Genomic DNA, 20,109 nt, shown 5'->3' on the forward strand with positions numbered 1-20,109 from the left:
TTGTGCAATGTCCCGATCTGCATTACTATATACGGAGGGTGCCTCCGTTTATCAAGGGGGAATGTGTCCCGTTGGAGAAAATGGAACCGAAGATCGAAAAGGCAAGGAGAAAACCGCGCGCGGATTCAGTTCGCAACCGGGAGCTTTTGCTCGAAACGGCGACGCAGATCTTCAGCGCCGGTGGCCCCCAGGCCAGCTTGGAAGCGGTGGCAAGGCAGGCCGGCGTCGGCATCGGTACGCTCTATCGTCATTTCCCCACGCGCGAAGCCTTGTTCGAAGCGGTCTACCGGCACGAGGTTGATCAACTTGGAGATCTCGCCGAAAGGCTGGCAAGGGACGCTGAACCGGTCGAAGCGCTGCGCACATGGCTGCACGCCAATGTCCGTCTCGTCGCTACCAAGAAAGGAATGATCGAAGGACTTCAGCTCGTGGCGCACGGCTCCTCCGAACTCAAGGCCTACTCCTTCGAACGGCTGACGAACTCTATTGGCCTCTTGCTCGACCGTGGGGTTGCGGCTGGCGAACTTCGGTCCGACATTTCGCCGGAAGATCTGCTGCGGACCCTGGTTGGCATCTTCTATTCGCAAGGCACTGCGGAATGGCAGCCCACCGCGCTTCGTCTTGTCGATGTCTTTGTCGACGGGTTGCGCAAGCGCTGAGACAGGTATCTGTCCCGGTGTCGCTAGGTATTTGCTGGGTCATGAACCGAGGAGGAGCACCTCACAGGGCACGATAGGGCAGGGGGCCGAACTCAAACCGGGAGAGGCACGAATGAAAATCCTGATCGTGGGTGGTGGCATCGGTGGGCTGGCAACGGCACTTCGCCTGCATGCGGCGGGTATCGATGCAGAAGTGTTCGAACAGGCCCCGTCAGTGCGCGAACTCGGCGTCGGCATCAACATGCTGCCGCATGCCGTCAAGGAACTGGCCGCACTTGGCCTTCTTCCTGCTCTGGATGAGACAGGCATAAGGACCCGCGAACTGATTTATGCCAACCGCTTTGGCCAGACCGTCTGGCAGGAATTGCGGGGTTTGGACGCAGGTTACGATACGCCGCAGCTGAGCATCCATCGCGGCAAGCTGCTTCAGGTGCTGTTCCAGGCGACGATGGAGCGATTGGGGCCTGCGCGTGTCCATCTCGATCACAAGCTGGTTGGTTTCCGGGAGCAAGGGGATCGAGTGGTGGCGCGGTTCGATCAAACCGACGGCTCAGGGCCGATTGAAGCGGACGGTGATGCGCTGATTGGCGCGGACGGCATCCACTCCAGAGTGCGCTCCACCCTCTATCCCGATCAAGGACAACCGATCTGGAGCGGCATCATGATATGGAGAGGCGCGATCGATTGGCCTGTCTACCAGGACGGCCGCACGATGGTCATTGCGGGCAGCAACATATCCAAATTCGTATTCTATCCGATCCATGCCGATCCCGCGAAACCCGACAGGCGTCTGACCAACTGGGCCGTCATGGCGCGTACGAACACGGAGAAGACACCGCCGGGACGGGGAGACTGGAACCGACCTGGAAACCTCGAAGAAACACTGACCTTCGTGCGTGATAAATTCCGGCTTGGCTTCATCGATCCGGTCAGTCTCATCGAGGCGACCGGGAGCTTCTATGAATATCCCAACTGCGACCGTGACCCGGTGCCGCGCTGGTCATTTGGCCGAGTGAGCTTGCTCGGCGACGCCGCTCATCCGATGTATCCGGTAGGCTCAAATGGTGCCAGCCAGGCAATTCTCGATGCGAGTTGCCTGGCCAGGCACTTGAGCACGGCTACATCGATCCAGGAGGCGTTGAGCGCTTATGAAGGGGAACGCCGTGTCGCGACCAGCGAGATTGTGCTGGCAAATCGCAAAGGGGGCCCCGAGGGGGTCATTGACATGGTGGAGCTGCGTGCTCCGGATGGCTTCGACGATATAGAGCGGGTGGCGAGCCACAAGGAGCGCGAAGCCATCGTGCGCGGCTATGCGACGATGGCCGGCTTTGCCAGGGAACAGGTCAATCGCAACGGAAGCAGCTAGCAACTATCCCTTGCTAGTCGATCGCCATGACTCTTTTGTGTTCGGCGACCTCTCCCAGCAGCCAGGTGTGGAACAGGGCGGCGCCCTGTTTGCTGCCTATGCTGCGCCGCTGATACAGGTAGATACCCGCCGGATAGGTATGACGAGCGCTGAAGGGGGCGATGAGCTTGCCTTGCTGTAACAGGTCCTGGGCCATCATCGTGTCGGCAAGCGCTATCCCTCCGCCGTTCATGGCCTCTCGCATGATAAGCGCGCAGTCGTCCAGGACGGTGCTGGATTTCGGCATCGTTTCAAAGACACCCTCCTGCTCGAGCCAGCGCTTCCACCTGTTGGTCTCGCATTCATGGATCAGATGATGGTGGATCAGGTCCGCCGGTGAACGCAGCGGAACAGGACCTTCGAGCAGCGAGGGTGCACAGACCGGGGTTAACAACAGCGGGATGAGCAGTGTCAGCGCCGGGCCGGCCTTGTAGTCGAACTCGTCGACAATGGCTAAATCGAAATTGGTGCGCTTGCCCGACGTCAGGATCTCCAGGTCAACCGATGGATGCTGCCGCCGAAATCCCGACAGACGGTCCGCCAACCAGAGGTTCAACACAGGGGGCACGCACAAGACACGCAGACGATGGGCCTTGTCGCGACGGGTGCCGTCAATAAAGCTGACATCTTCCGTGGCGCGCCATATGGCCTCGAAAGCCTCCGAGAGATTGCGGGCGTAATAGGATCCCCTGGTCGTCAGCGTCACCTGCCGAAAGCCGCGCTCGAACAGATCCTGGCCGAGATTTTTCTCAAGCGTGCGGATATGGCGGCTGACCGCCGATGCCGTCAGATGCAGTTCCTCGGCAGCATCCTTGATGCTGCCGAGGCGTGCGGCTGCCTCGAAAGCGCGCATGCCATTGAGTGAGGGTAGGGCCATTGCCCGATCATGAGTTCTCAGCTGAGTTTTTGTCAATCGACAAGGACGAAATTGACGTTTGAACGCCTGCGTTGTCAGCGATACCGAAGGATCAAGAACAACTAAGTCGTCATGAGAATACGACAATTCGGGGCTTTGGCAGCATTCCGTCTTCATCGACGGACGCAATTTCGCAAAAATGAGAGTCCGCATCGGGCATAGCAGCACGTTTCGGGCATTTCACGGCGATTGCGCTCTTTCCAGGCCACGACATTTGGAGGAGATGCCTGCCTGATGCCGCAGTCGCCAGTGCCGGTCTTTGAAACGACAGACAAACTCCCTGCGGATGCTTCCGTCATCGTAGTCCTGCAGACTGCCCGAGGTGATCTGGGCGCTGGAGCAGCCGCATTGGATGCCGACATGGGCGGGATTTTGTCCCGAGCTTGTTCAGATGCGGATGCTCTGGCTGAAAGCGGCGCCTGCATCGATCTTGTTCCGCCTCAAGGACTGACCGCGCGGCGCGTCGTCGTGCTTTCGCTGGGCAAGGTAGGCGCGATCACTGCGCTGTCGCTGACGCGCGCTGGCGGTGCTTTGGCTGCTCATCTGGAGAGCAAGGGCGAGAACGAAGCAACTTTGATTTTCGAAAGCAGCGTCGGTGCCGGTCTGGCCGAGGCCGAGGTCCTGTCGCGTGTCGCGCTTGGCATGCGGCTTCGCCGCTACCGGTTCGACCTACGCAACAAGCGGCCGAAGGCCGGCGCTGATCAAGCCTGGCGCATTCGTCTGGTCACAACCAGCAGGGCGGAGGTGAATTCCGAACTCAATCGGGCCAACGCTGTCGCCGACGGCGTGGAATATGCGCGGACCCTGGTCAACCTGCCGCCGAACCATCTCAACCCCGACAATTTTGCCGATCATCTCGAGCCGTTGCACCAGGCCGGCATTGAGGTCGAAGTTCTGGATGCAGCACAGCTCAAGAAACTCGGCATGAACGCGCTGCTGGCCGTTGGGGCAGGCTCGGTTCGCGCACCCAAGGTGGCTGTTCTGCAGTATCGCGGCAAGAACGCCAACGCACAGCCGCTCGCCTTCGTGGGTAAGGGCGTCTGCTTCGATTCCGGCGGCCTCTGTATCAAGGGCGGCGCGCAGATGTTCGACATGAAGGCCGATATGGCTGGCGCTGCCGCAGTCTGCGGCCTGTTGCTGGCGCTGGCTCGACAAGGCAGTCCGGCGCATGCGGTCGGGGTGCTGGGCATTGCCGAGAACCTGCCTTCGGGCACCGCGCTCAAGCCACGTGAGATCATCACGACGGCTTCCGGACAAACCGTTGAAGTGTTCGATACCGATGCCGAAGGGCGCCTGCTTCTGGCGGACTGCCTCTATTATACGGCGACACGCTTCAAGCCTGCGGCAATGGTCGACCTGGCAACCTTGACCTATTCGGTGATGCGCGGCCTTGGCTCCATCTTCGCCGGCCTGTTCAGCACCGACGATGCCATTGCTTCGCAGATGATCGCAGCCGGCGAAACGGTGGGTGAGCGGTTCTGGCGTCTGCCGCTCGACCGTGCCTATGACGATGGGTTGCAATCGCCTTTCGCTGATCTGAGGCATCACGCCAAGGACATGGAAGACGGCGACGCGCCCTACGCGGCGGCGTTCCTGCGCCATTTCACGGAAGACTGCGCCTGGGTTCACCTCGATATCGCCGGCAAGGAACTGGCCGAAACCGACGGCCCGCTCGGTCGTCAGGGCGCCACGGCTTTCGGTGTCCGGATGCTGGAGGAATGGGTTCGCGCCGGCGGGGCTTGATGGTCCGCATCAGGCGCTCGGGGCTGGTTCAACAAGGGTAGGAAAACGGAATGTCGTCTGGGATCGTCGGTAAAGAAGGGCGTGCAGGTTTCAAGGGTTATGAGACCTGGTACCGGATAAGCGGCGAACTTGACGGCAAGAAACCTCCGGTGGTGATCCTGCATGGCGGTCCAGGCGTCGCGCATAACTATGTCGATGCCTACAAACTGCTTGCGCGCGATGGGCGCGCCGTCATCCACTACGACCAGTTGGGCTGCGGCAACTCGACATTGCTGCCCGAGAAAGGCGCCGATTTCTGGACGCCGCAACTCTTCATCGACGAGCTCGAAAACCTGGTCGAGCATCTCGGCATCCGCGCAGCCTTCCATGTTCTTGGCCAGAGCTGGGGCGGCATGCTGGGCGCTGAGTATGCGGTGCTGCAGCCGAAAGGCCTGAAGTCGCTGACGATTGCCAATTCGCCGGCCTCGATGAAGCTGTGGGTCGAGGAAGCCAATCGCCTGCGCGCCGACCTTCCCAAGGATGTTCAGGAAACGCTGACCCGGCACGAAAAGGCGGGCACGACCGACGATCCTGAATACCAGCAGGCGACCATGGTCTTCTATGAACGGCACGTCTGCCGCGTGGTGCCTTTCCCATCGGAAGTGGTTGAAACCTTCCACCAGGTGGCACGCAATCCCACCGTCTACAACGTGATGAACGGTCCGAACGAATTCCACGTCATCGGTACGCTGAAAAACTGGACCGTGATCGATCGCCTGCCTCTCGTGGAGGTTCCGACGCTGATCATTTCCGGGCGTCACGACGAGGCCACGCCCGCGACCGTGCAGCCCTACAAGGACGGCATCAAGGGTTCGCGTTGGCAGATATTCGAACACTCCAGCCACATGCCGCATGTGGAAGAGCAAGAAGAATGCATGCGGGTGGTTGGTGCATTCCTGGATCAAAACGACAACTGAAAAAGGGGAACAAGAATGAAGAAATTGCTTTTGGCGGCAGCCGCCGCGGCCTTGTTGACCTGCACATGGCAGGCGCCCGCAAATGCGGAATATCTGAAGGAACATCGGGGCGGCACCATGCGGCTGCTGGCGCGCTCGGCCGCCGGCACGCTCGACCCGCATATCAATTACACGCTGCAATACTGGCAGATCTTCCAGCCGCTCTATGACGGTCTCGTCGCCTTCCGCAAGGCGGATGGCAAGGACGGTTTCAAGATCGTCGCGGACCTCGCCGAGGATATGCCGACGGTGAGCAATGACGGCAAGACCTTCACCTTCAAGCTGCGCAAGGGCATCAAGTTCTCCAACGGCCAGGACGTCACGGTCAAGGACGTGGTGGCGTCGTACCAGCGCATCTTCAAGGTGTCCGGCCCAACCTCCGGTACCTTCTATGCCGGCATTGTCGGGGCCGACAAATGCCTCGCAGACACCAAGAGCTGCACGCTGGAGGGCGGCGTTAGCGCCGACGAAGCCACCAACACGATAACGATCAACATTGCCAAGCCGGACGCCGAGTTCATCGACAAGCTGGCCATGCCGCATGCGGTGATCCTGCCGGCCGACACGCCGACGGAAGATGTCGGTTCCAACCCCATTCCGGGTACCGGAGCCTACACGATCTCGGCCTACGATCCGAACAAGGGCATGACGATGGTGCGCAATCCGCACTTCCAGCAGTGGAGCGAGGAAGCCCAGCCCGACGGCTATCCGGACGTGGTGCAATATGACTTCGGCCTGACCGAGGAGGCCGCCGTGACGGCGATCCAGAAGGGCGAGGCCGACTGGATGTTCGATCAGCCGCCGACCGACCGGCTGGTGGAACTGGGCACCAAATATATGGATCAGGTTCACATCTCGCCGCTGACGGCGTGGTGGTATGCACCGCTGAACACGCGGCTGGCGCCGTTCGACAACGAAAAGGCGCGCCAAGCCGTCGCCTACGCGGTCGATCGCAACACGCTGGTCAACCTTTTTGGCGGCAAGGTGCTGGCCACGCCGGTATGTCAGGTGCTTCCGCCGGACTTCCCCGGCCATGAGGATTATTGCCCCTTCACCAAGAACCCGGGTGCGAAGTGGTCGGCCGTTGATCTCGACAAGGCCAAGCAACTGGTCGAGGAATCCGGAACCAAGGGCCAGAAGGTCACCGTCATCGTCGAAGATACCGCCGTGTCCCGGTCGATCGGCGTATACCTGCAGAGCGTGCTGACCAGCATTGGTTATGTCGCCGACGTCAAGCCGATCTCCAGCAACATCCAGTTCACCTACATCCAGAACACCAACAACAAGGTGCAGATGTCGGTCAGCCAATGGTATCAGGACTATCCGGCCGCATCGAACTTCCTGAACATTCTGTTCAGCTGCGCGTCCTTCCGCGAAGGTTCGGATGCCTCGATCAACATCTCCGGCTTCTGCGACAAGGACATCGACGCCAAGATGCAGAAGGCATTGGAACAGGGCGTGACGGACCAGCAGGCCGCCGACAAGATGTGGGCGGAAATCGACAAGGCGGTCACCGACAAGGCTGCTGCGGTGCCGCTGTTCACGCCCAAGCATGTCGACTTCGTCAGCAAGCGTCTCGGCAACTTCAAGTTCAACGCCCAGTTCTACTGGATCGTGACCCAGGCCTGGGTACAGTGACGTTGCACTGACGGGTTACCTTCATGTCGAGCGACGTCGTAGCCGTGCCGCGCAAGACGCGGGGGCCTTGGGCCCTCGCTTTTGCGAAACTGACGGGAAACAAGGCCGCCATGGCGGCCTTGACCGTCTTCGTCCTCATCGTGATCGCCTGCCTCAGCGCGCCGCTCTATGCGCGCTGGGCCGGCGTCGACCCTTTCGTGTCGACACTCGATGCGATCATCACCATCGACGGGCAGGACGTTCCCGTGATGGAGCAGTCCACGGAAGGGCTGGGGTTGGGCTACACCCCTCTCGGCCCGACGTGGCGGCTCGGCAATTATTTCCTCGGCGCGGACAATCAGGGCCGCGACGTCATGGCCCGCATGCTTTACGGAGGGCTCAACTCGCTCCTGATCTCCGCAGTGGCGACCGTGCTGACGCTGCTTCTCGGGACGACGACCGGTCTGGTCGCAGGTTACTTCGGAGGCGTCACCGACACCGTGCTGTCGCGGCTCCTCGACATATTGTGGGCCTTTCCGATCTATCTTCTGGCGATCTCGCTTTCGATCGTCATGATCGCGCAAGGGATCACGATCGGGCCGATCACCATCGAATCCGGAAGTCTCTGGCTGCCGATCATCATCATCGGCATCGTCTACGTGCCCTATGTGGCACGCCCTATTCGCGGCCAGGTTCTCTCACTTCGCAACAGCGAATTCGTGCTGGCTGCCATCAACCTGGGCGTTCCCGGTTCGCGCATCCTGTGGCGTGACATCCTGCCCAACATCACAACGACCCTGATCGTCTTCGTACCGCTGATGATGGCGCTCAACATGCTGACGGAATCGGCGCTGTCCTTCCTGTCGATCGGCGTGCAGCCGCCTGCTGCAAGCTGGGGCACCATCATCCAGGACGGGCAGGCCTTGCTCTACACGCGCCCGATCGTAGCCCTGGCGCCTGGCATCGCGATCGCCATTTCCGTCATGGCGCTCAATGTCTTCGGTGACGGCCTGCGCGACGCGCTCGACCCCCGATCCAAAGTTCGGCTGGGGCGCGACTGATGATCTACGCAATCCTGCGCCGCTTCGGTCAGATGTTGTTCGTGATGTTCGGCATCTCGGTCATCGTGTTCCTGATCTTCTTCGCAACGCCGGGCTCCGATCCGGCAGCCCGCATCGCCGGCCGCAACGCATCGCCTGAGGTGCTTGAAGCGGTGCGGCACAATTTCGGTTTCGATCGTCCGCTCTATGTGCAGTACGGGCTGATGATGAAGAAGATCTTCGTCACCGGCGACCTGACCTCCTTCGTCAATCGCGGTTGGAAAGTCGTGCCGGCCGTGCTGGATTCGATCCCCGTGACGCTGTCGCTTGTCTTTGGAGCGGCGGTGCTGTGGGTGGTGGTCTCGATCATCATCGGGATTGTTGCCGCCGCCACGCGCGACAGCTGGGTGGACAAGCTGCTGATGGCGCTGGGGCTGCTTGGCATCTCCATGCCAGTCTACTGGCTGGGCGAGGTCATGAACCTCATTACCCAGAGCCGCTATCACGACACCTGGCTGTTTTCCTGGGTGCCGCCGCTTGGCTACAAGAATTTCTCCGACGATCCGAAGGGCTGGTTTCTTGCGCTGGTGATCCCGTGGGTGACGCTCGCCATCCTCTACATCGGCATTTACGGTCGTGTGCTGCGGGCAGCGATCATCGAGTCGATGCAGGAAGACTATATCCGCACCGCGCGTGCCAAAGGCCTGTCCGAAACGCGCATCCTGCTGCGCCATGCGTTGCGCACTTCGCTTATCGCCTTCGTCACCTTGTTCGGCCTGGATTTCGGTGCGCTGGTCGGCGGGTCGGCTCTGCTGACAGAAGTGGTTTTCGGCCTGCAAGGCATCGGCAAGCTCACTTATGATGCGCTGCAGAGCCTGGATCTGCCGATGATCATGGCAACCGTCATGTATGCCTCGATGTTCGTTGTCGTAGCCAATGCGATAGTGGATTTCGTCTACATCCTTCTCGATCCGCGCGTGAGGACATCATGATGCTGTCGGTGCGCGATCTCAGGGTGTCATTCCGTACACACGAAGGTCTTGTGCGGGCGATCGACGGGGTTTCCTTCGACCTGAAGGAAGGCGAAATCCTGGGTGTCGTCGGCGAATCCGGCTCCGGCAAGACTGTATCGCTACTGGCCGTCATGGGGCTGATCACCGATCCCAATGCCGTCATCGAAGGTTCGATCCGCTACAGGGAACGCGAGCTGGTGGGATTGCCTGCCCGGGAGCTCCGGCGCTTGCGCGGCAGCGAGATCGCCATGATCTTCCAGGATCCGATGACGGCGTTGACGCCGGTCTACACTATCGGCTGGCAGATAGCCGAGCAGATCCGCGCCCACAAGCGCATCAGCAAGTCACAAGCGCTGGAGCGTGTGGAGGAATTGCTGGCGGAGGTGAATTTCCCCAATCCGCGCGAAGCGATGTCACGCTATCCACACCAGCTTTCGGGAGGCATGCGGCAGAGGGCGGTGATTGCAATGGCGCTGTCGTGCAACCCGGCACTGCTGGTGGCGGACGAACCAACAACCGCTCTCGACGTGACGGTGCAAGCAGGCATTCTCGACCTCGTGCGCAAGCTGCGCGCCACGCATAATTCAGCTGTCGTCTTCATAACCCACGACATGGGCGTTGTTTCGGAACTCGCCGACAGGGTGATGGTCATGTATGCGGGGCGCGTCGTGGAGCGCGGCAGCCGCACCGAACTCTTTTCCGACCCACAACACCCTTACACGCGCGCTCTGCTGGGCTCGATCCCGCCGCTCACTGGCGAGAAGCCACATCGCTTGCCGGCCATTCCGGGCTCGCCGCCCTCGCTGCTGCGCCTGCCCGAAGGGTGCGCGTTCGGTCCGCGTTGTCCGGTCAATTACGAACCTTGCCGGGCCGGCAGGCCTGTACTTGGCGACGGCAACCATGCCGCAGCGTGTTTCCGGGTTCAGGCGTGAGCGGGCAGATGATCGAAAAAGACCGGCCAATTCTCGAAACGCGTGAACTCAGCAAGCGTTTCTCCATCGGCACGCGCTTTTCGTCGCAAGGCAAGCGAACAGTCCATGCCGTCGACAACGTTTCGCTGACCGTTCAGCATGGCGAAACCGTCGGGCTCGTCGGAGAGTCGGGATGCGGCAAGTCCACGTTGGCGCGCTGTCTCGTCAGGCTCTACGACATCACCGACGGCCAGTTGCTTTTCGAGGGTGATGACATCACCGCAAAATCACTGGCGGAACTCAGGCCGTTCCGGCGGCGCCTGCAGATGGTTTTCCAGGATCCATCGGCGTCGCTCAATCCGCGGCGCAGGGTAGGTGACCTCGTCGCAGAGCCGCTGCGCATCCACACCAAGCTGTCTTCCCGGGAGATCATCAGGCGGGTTGCCGAGCTCTTCGATCTCGTCGGGCTGCTGCCGGATCACGTGATGCGTTATCCGCATGAATTCTCCGGCGGCCAGCGGCAGCGCGTGGGTATCGCCCGCGCCATCGCGCTCAACCCCGACCTGGTCGTGCTGGACGAACCCGTCTCGGCGCTCGATGTGTCGGTGCAGGCGCAGATCGTCAATCTGCTGGCCGATCTCCAGGAGAAACTCAAGCTCACCTATATCTTCATCGCCCACGATCTGTCGGTGGTCCGCCAGGTTTCGACCCGCATTGCGGTCATGTATCTCGGATCGATCGTGGAAGAAGGTCCGGCTGAAGAGCTGTTTGCAACGCCTGCGCATCCCTACAGCCAGGCACTGATCTCTGCTGTTCCGGTGGTGGAAACGACGCCGAGCGGGCAGCGCAGGCGCATCATCCTGACAGGCGACGTGCCGAGCCCGCTCAATCCACCATCCGGATGCCGGTTCCATCCAAGGTGCCCGATTGCGGTGGACAAATGCCGTGTCGAACGACCTGCGCTCACCGAACATCGCTCCGGTCGCAGGATCGCATGCCATTTCCCAACGCTTAAATGAGGCCGGTCTCGGTTCGACTTTATGAGCGAAGGGCATCGTGAGCGGCCGTAGCGGCCACCGCGCCGTTGTTCAAATTGGGATGCGTGCCCCAAGGTCTTTTTGTGATCCGCGATACACAAGTCCACCTGGATTGAATATATTCTATTGATTTTATTGAAGTTTTGACTTCTCGGCCGGTGGAAAGGCGCCGTGAGAAACCCGATTGACGTCTCCCTTTTCGCATAATAAGTTCGGTAACAGAACGAATTAATGAGGCCTTTGTGACCGACAGCCTGCGCATTTCCCGACGGTTCTCACAGCGCTCGGTCATGGAGGCGGTCGTGCAGGGCGGGCCGATCTCGCGCGCTTCCATTGCCAAGCAGACCGGACTTTCCAAGCAGACGATCTCGGAGATCGTGCGCACCCTGGAGCAGGATGGCTGGGTGCAGGAGACGGGGCGCACGAGCGGCCACGTCGGGCGCACGGCCGTCACCTATGAACTGGTCTACGATGCCGCCTACATCGTTGCCGTCGATCTTGGGGGCACCAAGGTGCGGGTGGCGATTACTGACCTTGCCTGCCAGATATTCGCGGAGGACACCGTGCCGACCGATCCGCGTGGCGGTCAGCACATCGTCGACCAGATCGTCGCCCTGGCTTTCCAGGCGGCGTCGCGCCGCGGAATTCCTCGCAAGAAGATCCGCCTGGCAGTGATCGGTGTCCCAGGTGCGCCGGACAATGCGACAGGCCGTGTGCTGATGGCGCCTAACATCGCCGGCTTCGACACGATGGACGTGGTCGCGGCATTCGAACATGGCTTCGGTTTCGACACGATGCTCGAGAATGACGTGAACCTCGCCGTTCTCGGCGAGAACTGGCTGGGCCAGGGGCAAGGCATAGACAATCTCGCTTATATCGCGCTGGGCACCGGCGTTGGCTCCGGGCTGATGGTCGGTGGCCATCTGGTGCGCGGCGCCATCAACGCCGCCGGCGAGCTGGGTTTCCTGCCCATGGGCGCCGACCCTTTCGAAGCGGAATCTCTGCGCACCGGCGCCTTCGAGCGCGTTGTCGCTTCACACGGCATCGTCGAGCGTTATGCCGCTCTTTCCGGCGAGCGGCTCGGCGTCCCGGGTATCTTCGAGAAGGCTGACGCCGGGGACGAGACCGCGCTGAGCGTTCTGGACGAAACCGCGCGCTATCTGACCCGCGGCATCGCCGCCATTGCCGCCATCGCCAACCCGGAAAAGGTCATTCTCGGCGGGTCGATCGGCCTGCGTCCGGAAATGCTGGCGCGGGTGAGAGCCTTGCTGCCGCTCTGTTTCCCCTATCCGGTCAATGTCGAGACCGGCGAGCTCGGATCACGCGCGGCGATCGTAGGTGCGGCGGCGATTGGTCTTGGGCAGCTCCACAACTCGCTCTTCGGGGTCAATGCGCCCGACGGCCGGATTTCACTGCCGCCCGCCAATATGAGCGCGGCACTTCGGGAGGCGGTGTGATGACGATCGCGGATGATCTGACCGGGCGTCTGCGCGCCGCGCTCGATCGCGACGAGGCCCTGGCACTTTTCCGGGGCGCCGTGCGGCGGGAAAGCATCACCGGCAACGAGGCAAATTTCGTCACCTATCTTCACGACAAGATGCATGCGCTCGGCCTGACGGGTTTGAAGACGGCCGAATTCCTGCCTGGCCGCCCGAACATCTGGGCGGAGCGCAAGGGAGCAGGGCAGGGCAAGCGCCTGCTGTTCATCGGTCATACCGATACGGTCCATGTCGATGGCTGGCGCGAACATTGGTCCGGTACGGAACGCGAAGACCCATTCGGCGCACCCGTGATTGACGATGCGGTCTGGGGGCGAGGTAGCGGCGACTTGAAGGCCGGCATTTCGGCATCTCTTGCGGCGCTTGCATTGCTGGACAGGGCTGGGATCAAGCTGGCCGGCGACGTCGCCTTTGCCTTCATCGGCGACGAGGAAAGCGGCCAGCCAGGCACAGGTGTGTCCGCCGGCATCAAGCATTTCGTCTCGCGCATCGAAGCGGGCGAAGTGGAGCGTCCGGACTTCACCGTCTATGTCGAACCCACCCGCCTTTCGGTCTATCCGGCGCAGATCGGCTTCTTCATCGCCGACATCGCGATCACCGGCAAATCCGCCTATTTCGGCGTGCCGGAACTGGGCAAGGACGCGCTGCGCGCCAGCCACGCTGCGATGACCGCGCTTTGGAAACACTCCGATGAGGTCGCCGCGCGTGCCGAACACAAGCTGGTCGGACGCAGCTTCCTGCTGATCACCGGTCTGACCGGCGGTGGCTACATCGCCGTGCCGGAGCGCTGCTCTTTGTCGCTGATCCGCAAATTGCTGCCGGGTGAATCCCTCGACGTGGCGGCCGCCGATATCGAGAAGGCCGTGCGCGACGCCATCACCGATCCGGAAATCCGGGTGGAGTTCTCCTATCCGGCCGGTCGAGATCATTCGCTCGGCGGCACCGCAGCCGAGATCGATGAAACGGCTCGGGAAGTGCGCATGCTGTCGGCCGAGATGGCCGCCGCCATGGCCGGGCGTGGGATTGTCGAAGGTGCTCCGTTCTGGTCGGAACAGCCGTTTTTCGTGAACCGGCTCGGTATTCCCGCCGTCTATTGCGCGCCGGGCGACATCCGCAACTGCCACACCTACGAGGAGCATGTGGACGTCGAGGAATATCTGGCCGGCGTGGTCGGCTTTGCCGCCTTCATGGCCCGCTACTGCGGCGTCTTCGAATGATCCTGAAATTCTAACGAACAACAAAGGGAGGAAGAAATGATCTTGAAGAAACTATTGGCTACCGCGCTGGCAGGCGGCCTGACGCTGGCGGCGGGCGCCACCTTCGCGCAAACGGTCGGGCCGGCTGGTGAAGCCGCTACCCCGAGCGCCGAAGTCAAGCTCAGCGACGCCGATATCGGCGCGCTGAAAGGCAAGGGCTACAAAGCGGCGCTGCTGTGGCATACCTCTTCAGACTTCACCAATGCGGTCTCGGCAGGCGCCAGGGACGAATTCGCGCGTGCCGGCGTCGACATTGCCGTGACCACGGATGCGGGTTTCGACGCGGCCCGCCAGCGCAGTGACATCGAAACGGCGCTGGCTGCCAAGCCGAATGTCATCCTGGCGCTGCCACTCGATCCGGTCACCTCCGCCGAAGCATTCCGTCAGGCGGTGAAGGACGGCACCAGGCTGGTGTTCCTGTCCAATGTGCCCAGCGGCTACAAGCAGGGCGGCGACTACGCTTCGATCGTCACCGATGACTTGTTCCAGATGGGCAAGCAGGCGGCCGATGCGCTGGCCAAGGCGATCGGCAGCAAAGGCAAGGTCGGCTACATTTTCCACGATGCCACCTATTACGTGACCAACCAGCGTGACCAGGCGTTCAAGACCACCATCGAGAAGAGCTATCCCGACATCAAGATCGTCGCCGAAAAGGGTATTTCAGATCCGGCACGTGCCGAAGAGATTGCCAATGCGATGCTGCTTCAGAACCCGGATCTGGACGGCATCTACGTGACCTGGGCCGAACCCGCAGACGGCGTTCTTTCGGCGCTGCGCTCGGCCGGCAATGCCAAGACCAAGATCGTTACGCTTGATCTTGCCGAGCCGGTCGCGCTCGACATGGTCAAGGGTGGCAATGTCACAGCACTTGTCGCCGACAAGGCCTACGAGCTTGGCCGGGCCATGGCCGCAGCCGGCATGAAATCGCTGCTGGGTCAGCAGACGCCGGCTTTCGTGGTTGCGCCTGCGCTGACCGTGACGAAGGAAAACGTCGCCGACGGCTGGAAGGAATCGCTCAATCGCGACGCGCCGAAAACGGTGCTCGACGCCGCGAAGTAGCGCGGTCGCCTTGCGGCTTACGCCGCGGGGTCCTTCAACTCGCCTCACAAGGGATGAAACGATGTCGATGAAATTCAAGAGTTTCGCGCTGTTTGCGGGTCTGGTGGCGGCGACATCCGCTTTTGCCGCCGAGGGCGTGACTACCGGTCCGCACGGTGAAAAGCCGACGCCGGCAGCCAGCATGACGCTGAGCCAGGAACAGGAACAGAAGATCAGGGACGGCAAGTTCACCGCCGCGCTGGTCTGGCACGAAATGAGCGAATACACCAACGCGGTGAACCGCGGTGCGCAGGACGAGTTCAAGCGCCTCGGCATCGAAGTCGTTGCCCAGACGGACGCCGGCTTCGACGGTGCCCGCCAGAAGGCCGACGTGGAGACGGTGCTGGCCAAGAAGCCTTCGATCATCGTCTCGTTGCCGGTCGATCCGGCAAGTGCGGCAAGCGTCTACGACCCGGCACGCGCTGCCGGCGTCAAACTGGCTTTCGTCGACAATTCGCCGGCCGGCTACGAGCATGGCAAGGACTACGTCACCATCGTTTCGGACGACCTGTTCCAGATGGGCAACAAGGCCGGCATCGCCATGGCCGAAGCGCTCGGTAAGAAGGGCAAGGTCGGTTATATTTTCCACGACGCGGATTTCTACGTCACCAACCAGCGTGACGGCGCCTTCAAGGCGACGATCGGGAAAGACTATCCTGATATGAAGATCGTCGTGGAAGCCGGCATGGCTGATCCTGCCCGCGCCGAGGAAATCGCCCAGGCGATGGTCACCCAGAACCCGGATCTCGACGGTATCTACGTGACCTGGGCGGAGCCCGCGCTCAGTGTGCTTTCGACCCTGCGCAACGCCGGCAATACCCACACCAAGATCGTTACGCTCGACCTCAACGAACCGGCAGCACTCGACATGGTCAAGGGCGGTAACATCGCAGCGCTGGTGGCCGACGAAGCCTACGACATCGGCGTCACCGTCGCGCGTGCCGCGGCCGGCTCCTTGGTCGGCAAGGCGGCGGAGCCCTTCCTGGTGGTCGACTCGCTTGCCGTCACCAAGGAAACCGTCGCCGAGGGCTGGAAGAAGTCGCTTCACAAGGACATGCCCGAAAGCATCGCGGAAGCCACGAAGTAACAAGGATGCGGGGGCTGGCTGCCCCTGCCTTTCCGGAGGAAGAATGATGTCCGGTGCCAATACGAGCGCTGTCGGCCAAGGCTTGGCCAATCGCTTCAACCTGCAGCAATATGTCGTCTATCTTGGCTTCCTGGCCATTTTCCTGTTCTTCGCTGTGGTGCTGAAGGACAGCGGGTTCCTGACGGTCCGGAACCTCTCCAACATCGTGCTGCAGACCGCGCCGGCCACGATCATGGCGATCGGCCTGGTCTTCGTCATGTCGGCAGGGGAGATCGACCTTTCGATCGGTTCGACAGTCGCGGTGGCTGCTTTGGCCGCAGCGGTGACACTTGGCCAGTATGGCCTTGTCGCGGGCGTCCTGGCCGGTCTCGGCGCCGGCCTGCTGATCGGCCTGATCAATGGCGCGCTGGTCGCCTATGTCAAGCTGCCGTCCTTCCTGGTCACCCTGGCGACGCTGGGGTTGTTTGCGGGTGTATCGCGATCGATGACGGACCTGCGTTCCATCCCGGTCACCGACAGTGTCTTCACCGGCTTCTTCGGCTCGGGTGTCTTCCTTGGCATCCCATCGCTGATCTGGTGGACGGCAATCGCCGTCGCCATTGGTCACATCATCTATCGTGAGACCCGTTTCGGCGCCCATGTCCTGGCGACCGGCGACAATGCTCGCGCCGCCGGCGTCTCCGGCATCAGCGTGCCGCGCATCAGGCTGGCTGTCATGGCCATCAGCGGCACTCTCGCGGGCCTTGCCGGCCTGCTCTATGCCGGCCGCCTGCAGGCCGCCAAGTATACGCTCGGCGAAACCGATCTGATGACCGTCATCGCCGCCGTCATCGTCGGCGGCACGCTACTGAACGGCGGCAGAGGATCGATCATCGGTGCGCTGGTCGGCTCGCTGATGATGGGCATGCTCAACAACGGCCTCATCCTCATGGGCCTGTCGGTCTCCGACCAGATGATCGTCAGAGGCCTCATCATCCTGGCAGCAGTCGCCGTATCGCTGCGCGAAAAGTCCCGCTGAAGGAGCAACCATGTTTCTCGACGTTCTGCGCCGCCGCAATCCGGCTTTCATCGAAGCCGTGATGGCCCTGCATCAGCAGGGGAAGATCCCGGCAAACGCCTACGTGCTCGACCTGGACACGGTCGAACGCAATGCCCGCGTGCTCTCCGACGAGGCGGCGCGGCTGGGGCTGAAGACCTTCGCGATGACCAAGCAGGTTGGCCGCTCGAGCTCATTTTGCCAGGCAGTCAAGCGCGGCGGCATCGATCGTGCAGTCGCCGTCGACATGGCCTGCGCACGCGCCACTCACAAGGCCGGCCTGAAGCTCGGCCATCTCGGACATCTGCAGCAGGTCGCACGCCACGAGGTTGCGGCTGCGGCAAAGGCGTTCGCGCCTGACTATTGGACGGTCTTTAACGACAGCAAGGCCGGCGAGGCCGCTGCCGGTGCGAAAGCTGCTGGATATACGCAGGGTCTGCTGGCGCGCATCCGCGCCGAAGGAGATACCTTTTATCGCGGCCATGAGGGCGGCTACGATGCGGCGGATATTACGGCGGTGGCTGACAGGCTGGATGCGCTGGATGGAGGACGTTTCGCCGGCATCACCACATTCCCGGCCCTGCTGTTCGACCAGGCAACGCGCAAGGTCCTGCCGACGCACAATCTCTCGACACTGTCGAAGGCCGCCGAGACGTTGGCGAAATCCGGCCGCAAGGATATCGAGATCAATGCGCCCGGCACCACCTCCGCGGTGATGCTGCAGGCGCTTGCCGACGCAGGGGCCACCCAATGCGAACCCGGCAACGGCCTTCACGGCACGACTGCACTGCATGTGATGGAAGACCTGCCGGAACTGCCGGCGGTGCTTTATCTCACCGAGGTGTCGCATCTTTCAGGTGGCAAGGCCTATTGCCTGGGTGGCGGTTTCTACATCGATCCGATCTTCCCGGACTATGACGTGAAGGCCTTGGTCGGCGCCGAGCCCACCGTGGCGGCAACTGCGTTGCGCAGCGTCGAGGTGCCGCCAGCTTCGGCGATCGACTATTACGCGATGATCGACGCCGCCGGTCCGTCGGCGCCCAAGCCCGGTGACACCGCTGTCTTCGGCTTTCGTGGGCAGGCTTTCGTCACCCGTGCTTTCGTCGTCGGCGTTTCCGGCATTTCGAAAGGCCAGCCGAAGGTCGAGACCATCGAGAACGGTTTTGGTGAGACGGCCGCCTGGCCTGTTTAGGAGCGATGTCATGAATTCGACTGAGGCAAGTGCGCCAGTGCTCAAGCTGCAGGACATTCACAAGATGTTCAGCGGCATCACCGCGATCGAGAACTTCTCGCTCGAAGTCCATCCGGGCGAGATCGTCGCGCTGGTCGGCGACAATGGTGCGGGCAAGTCTACGCTGATCAAGATCATCTCGGGCGTCCATTCCCCAACCTCGGGCACGATCTCCATCGAGGGCGAGACGGTGACGATGTCCAACGCCACCATGGCGCGGTCGCACGGCATCGAGGTGGTCTATCAGGATCTCGCTCTTGCCGATCAGCAAAGTGTCTACATGAACATGTTCCTGGGTAGGGAACCGGTGAACGGTTTCGGCCTGCTGGACAGGCGCCGCATGATCGCGGAGACCGATAAACTGGTGAAAGAGCTCGACGTGCGCATTCCCTCCGCGCACGCCACTATTCGCGACCTGTCAGGCGGCCAGCGGCAGGGCGTAGCGATCGCGCGCGCCACGCATTGGGCAAGCAAGCTGATCCTGCTCGACGAACCGACGGCCGCGCTGGGGGTTGCCGAAACCGCCAAGGTCGAGGAAATCGTCCTGTCGCTGAAGCGGCGCAACATCGGTGTCCTGATCATCAGCCACAGTCTCGATCAGGTCTTCCGGCTCTCCGACCGCATCTGCGTGCTGCGACGCGGCAAGCAGATTGGCGTGCGCGAAACGGCGAAAACTGACAAGAACGAGATCATCGCCATGATCACCGGCCTGCAACAGCAGTAGCGCGCGACTGGTCGGCATGGGTTCTGGCTGTGGCCGGGCATGATTGCCACCACCGCCAGAAAGGTCCCCGTTATGCGATGCTTTCGCCGCCGTCGATCACCAGTGCTTGTCCGGTCATGAAGGAAGACCTGTCGGACGCAAGGAAAAGGATCGCCTCAGCGATCTCTTCGGCCGTTGCCCAACGCTGCATGGGGATCTTTGTCCGCACATAGGTTTCGATCGCTTCCCGACCGCCCATCTGCGCGATGAACGGATCGTTGAACGGCGTGTCCACCCAGCCCGGGCACAAAGCATTCACGCGCACATTGTATTTGGCATAGTCGATCGACATCTGCCGCGTCATCGCCACGGCCGCGTGCTTGGAGGTGGCATAGGCGATCATTTCACGGTCGTAGAAGACACCGGAATTCGAAGCCGTATTGACGATCACGCCGCTGCCTTGCGCGATCATGGCCGGCACAACAAGTTTCGCAGTGAGGAACTGCGCCCGCACATTGATGCGCCAGGAAGCGTCCATGCCTTCGGCCGCGACCTCCGTCAGCGGCCCGCCGATTTGTATGCCGGCATGGTTGTGCAAGATGTCGATGCGGCCGTGACGGTCGAGTGTGGTCGCGACGAGCCGCTCGATCTGGGTGTCATCCGCGACATCGGTGGCGATGGCCTCGGCGCGTCCTCCCACGGAGCGGATTGCCTCCGCCGCGGCTTTGCCTGCCGCCGCATCCCGGTCGGCGATGACGATCACGGCTCCCTCCCTGCCCATCAGCGAAGCGCCGGCGCGGCCGATGCCTGAGCCCGCGCCGGTCACCACGGCAATGCGATCTTTGAGCAGCATGATGGGCCTT

Annotated in this window: 18 protein-coding genes; 16 read left to right on the forward strand and 2 right to left on the reverse strand. The window is 61.7% G+C overall.

Annotated elements, in window-relative coordinates; all coding sequences use genetic code 11:
* Positions 1 to 80 precede the first annotated feature (80 nt).
* Together ACFWXH_RS01240 and ACFWXH_RS01245 are read left to right on the forward strand one after the other, a co-directional pair.
* The gene (locus tag ACFWXH_RS01240) at positions 81 to 659 is read left to right on the forward strand and encodes a TetR/AcrR family transcriptional regulator (RefSeq protein ID WP_379116822.1); all 579 of its coding nucleotides are present in this window, start codon (positions 81 to 83) and stop codon (positions 657 to 659) included.
* A gap of 112 nt (positions 660 to 771) precedes the next feature.
* Entirely contained in the window at positions 772 to 2,025 is a 1,254-nt protein-coding gene (locus ACFWXH_RS01245) for a flavin-dependent oxidoreductase (RefSeq protein WP_379116824.1), read from the forward strand.
* Positions 2,026 to 2,038: 13 nt separating this feature from the next.
* Here the strand turns inward: ACFWXH_RS01245 and ACFWXH_RS01250 are convergent, their stop codons facing one another.
* Positions 2,039 to 2,917 (reverse strand): LysR substrate-binding domain-containing protein, encoded by an 879-nt coding sequence (locus ACFWXH_RS01250; RefSeq protein WP_379116826.1) that lies wholly within the window; start codon positions 2,915 to 2,917, stop codon positions 2,039 to 2,041.
* A gap of 297 nt (positions 2,918 to 3,214) precedes the next feature.
* On the opposite strand from ACFWXH_RS01250, the gene ACFWXH_RS01255 reads away from it, so the two are divergent.
* The 14 genes from ACFWXH_RS01255 to ACFWXH_RS01320 all read left to right on the forward strand — a co-directional run bounded on the left by ACFWXH_RS01255 (position 3,215) and on the right by ACFWXH_RS01320 (position 19,267).
* Positions 3,215 to 4,723, forward strand: a complete 1,509-nt coding sequence (locus ACFWXH_RS01255; protein ID WP_379116828.1) for a leucyl aminopeptidase — start codon at positions 3,215 to 3,217, stop codon at positions 4,721 to 4,723.
* A 50-nt stretch (positions 4,724 to 4,773) separates the two neighbouring features.
* Positions 4,774 to 5,679 carry a proline iminopeptidase-family hydrolase gene (locus ACFWXH_RS01260; RefSeq protein WP_379116830.1) on the forward strand — a complete coding sequence of 302 codons (906 nt, stop codon included), beginning with the start codon at positions 4,774 to 4,776 and terminating at the stop codon, positions 5,677 to 5,679.
* 15 nt (positions 5,680 to 5,694) lie between these two features.
* A complete protein-coding gene (locus ACFWXH_RS01265; protein WP_054309211.1) occupies positions 5,695 to 7,356 on the forward strand; it encodes an ABC transporter substrate-binding protein in 1,662 nt (553 codons plus the stop codon).
* Positions 7,357 to 7,379: 23 nt separating this feature from the next.
* Positions 7,380 to 8,396 carry an ABC transporter permease gene (locus ACFWXH_RS01270; protein WP_379116833.1) on the forward strand — a complete coding sequence of 339 codons (1,017 nt, stop codon included), beginning with the start codon at positions 7,380 to 7,382 and terminating at the stop codon, positions 8,394 to 8,396.
* Entirely contained in the window at positions 8,396 to 9,367 is a 972-nt protein-coding gene (locus ACFWXH_RS01275) for an ABC transporter permease (protein ID WP_054309209.1), read from the forward strand. Before ACFWXH_RS01270 ends, ACFWXH_RS01275 begins: the two co-directional genes overlap by 1 nt.
* On the forward strand, positions 9,364 to 10,320 hold the full coding sequence (locus ACFWXH_RS01280) for an ABC transporter ATP-binding protein (RefSeq protein ID WP_379116835.1): 957 nt from the start codon (positions 9,364 to 9,366) through the stop codon (positions 10,318 to 10,320). The genes ACFWXH_RS01275 and ACFWXH_RS01280 overlap by 4 nt, the downstream gene beginning before the upstream one ends.
* 8 nt (positions 10,321 to 10,328) lie before the next feature.
* Positions 10,329 to 11,318 carry an ABC transporter ATP-binding protein gene (locus ACFWXH_RS01285; protein ID WP_379116837.1) on the forward strand — a complete coding sequence of 330 codons (990 nt, stop codon included), beginning with the start codon at positions 10,329 to 10,331 and terminating at the stop codon, positions 11,316 to 11,318.
* Between the two features lie 260 nt (positions 11,319 to 11,578).
* Positions 11,579 to 12,793, forward strand: coding sequence for an ROK family transcriptional regulator (locus tag ACFWXH_RS01290; RefSeq protein WP_379116839.1), 1,215 nt, complete (start codon positions 11,579 to 11,581; stop codon positions 12,791 to 12,793).
* A complete protein-coding gene (locus tag ACFWXH_RS01295) occupies positions 12,793 to 14,052 on the forward strand; it encodes a M20 family metallopeptidase (protein WP_379116841.1) in 1,260 nt (419 codons plus the stop codon). The genes ACFWXH_RS01290 and ACFWXH_RS01295 overlap by 1 nt, the downstream gene beginning before the upstream one ends.
* A 36-nt stretch (positions 14,053 to 14,088) precedes the next feature.
* Positions 14,089 to 15,150 (forward strand): substrate-binding domain-containing protein, encoded by a 1,062-nt coding sequence (locus ACFWXH_RS01300; RefSeq protein WP_379116843.1) that lies wholly within the window; start codon positions 14,089 to 14,091, stop codon positions 15,148 to 15,150.
* A 61-nt stretch (positions 15,151 to 15,211) separates the two neighbouring features.
* Positions 15,212 to 16,276: a substrate-binding domain-containing protein gene (locus tag ACFWXH_RS01305; RefSeq protein ID WP_379116845.1), complete on the forward strand. Its 1,065-nt coding sequence runs from the start codon at positions 15,212 to 15,214 to the stop codon at positions 16,274 to 16,276.
* A 43-nt stretch (positions 16,277 to 16,319) separates the two neighbouring features.
* Positions 16,320 to 17,294 carry an ABC transporter permease gene (locus tag ACFWXH_RS01310; protein ID WP_379116847.1) on the forward strand — a complete coding sequence of 325 codons (975 nt, stop codon included), beginning with the start codon at positions 16,320 to 16,322 and terminating at the stop codon, positions 17,292 to 17,294.
* Between the two features lie 10 nt (positions 17,295 to 17,304).
* Positions 17,305 to 18,504: an alanine racemase gene (locus tag ACFWXH_RS01315; protein ID WP_379116849.1), complete on the forward strand. Its 1,200-nt coding sequence runs from the start codon at positions 17,305 to 17,307 to the stop codon at positions 18,502 to 18,504.
* A 10-nt stretch (positions 18,505 to 18,514) separates the two neighbouring features.
* Positions 18,515 to 19,267 (forward strand): ATP-binding cassette domain-containing protein, encoded by a 753-nt coding sequence (locus ACFWXH_RS01320; RefSeq protein ID WP_379116851.1) that lies wholly within the window; start codon positions 18,515 to 18,517, stop codon positions 19,265 to 19,267.
* A 70-nt stretch (positions 19,268 to 19,337) separates the two neighbouring features.
* Here ACFWXH_RS01320 and ACFWXH_RS01325 read toward each other — a convergent pair whose 3' ends face one another.
* Positions 19,338 to 20,099 carry an SDR family NAD(P)-dependent oxidoreductase gene (locus ACFWXH_RS01325; RefSeq protein ID WP_379116853.1) on the reverse strand — a complete coding sequence of 254 codons (762 nt, stop codon included), beginning with the start codon at positions 20,097 to 20,099 and terminating at the stop codon, positions 19,338 to 19,340.
* Positions 20,100 to 20,109: the final 10 nt, after the last annotated feature.

Origin of the sequence: Mesorhizobium sp. NPDC059054, assembly GCF_042739215.1 — a bacterium.
Classification (GTDB): domain Bacteria; phylum Pseudomonadota; class Alphaproteobacteria; order Rhizobiales; family Rhizobiaceae; genus Mesorhizobium.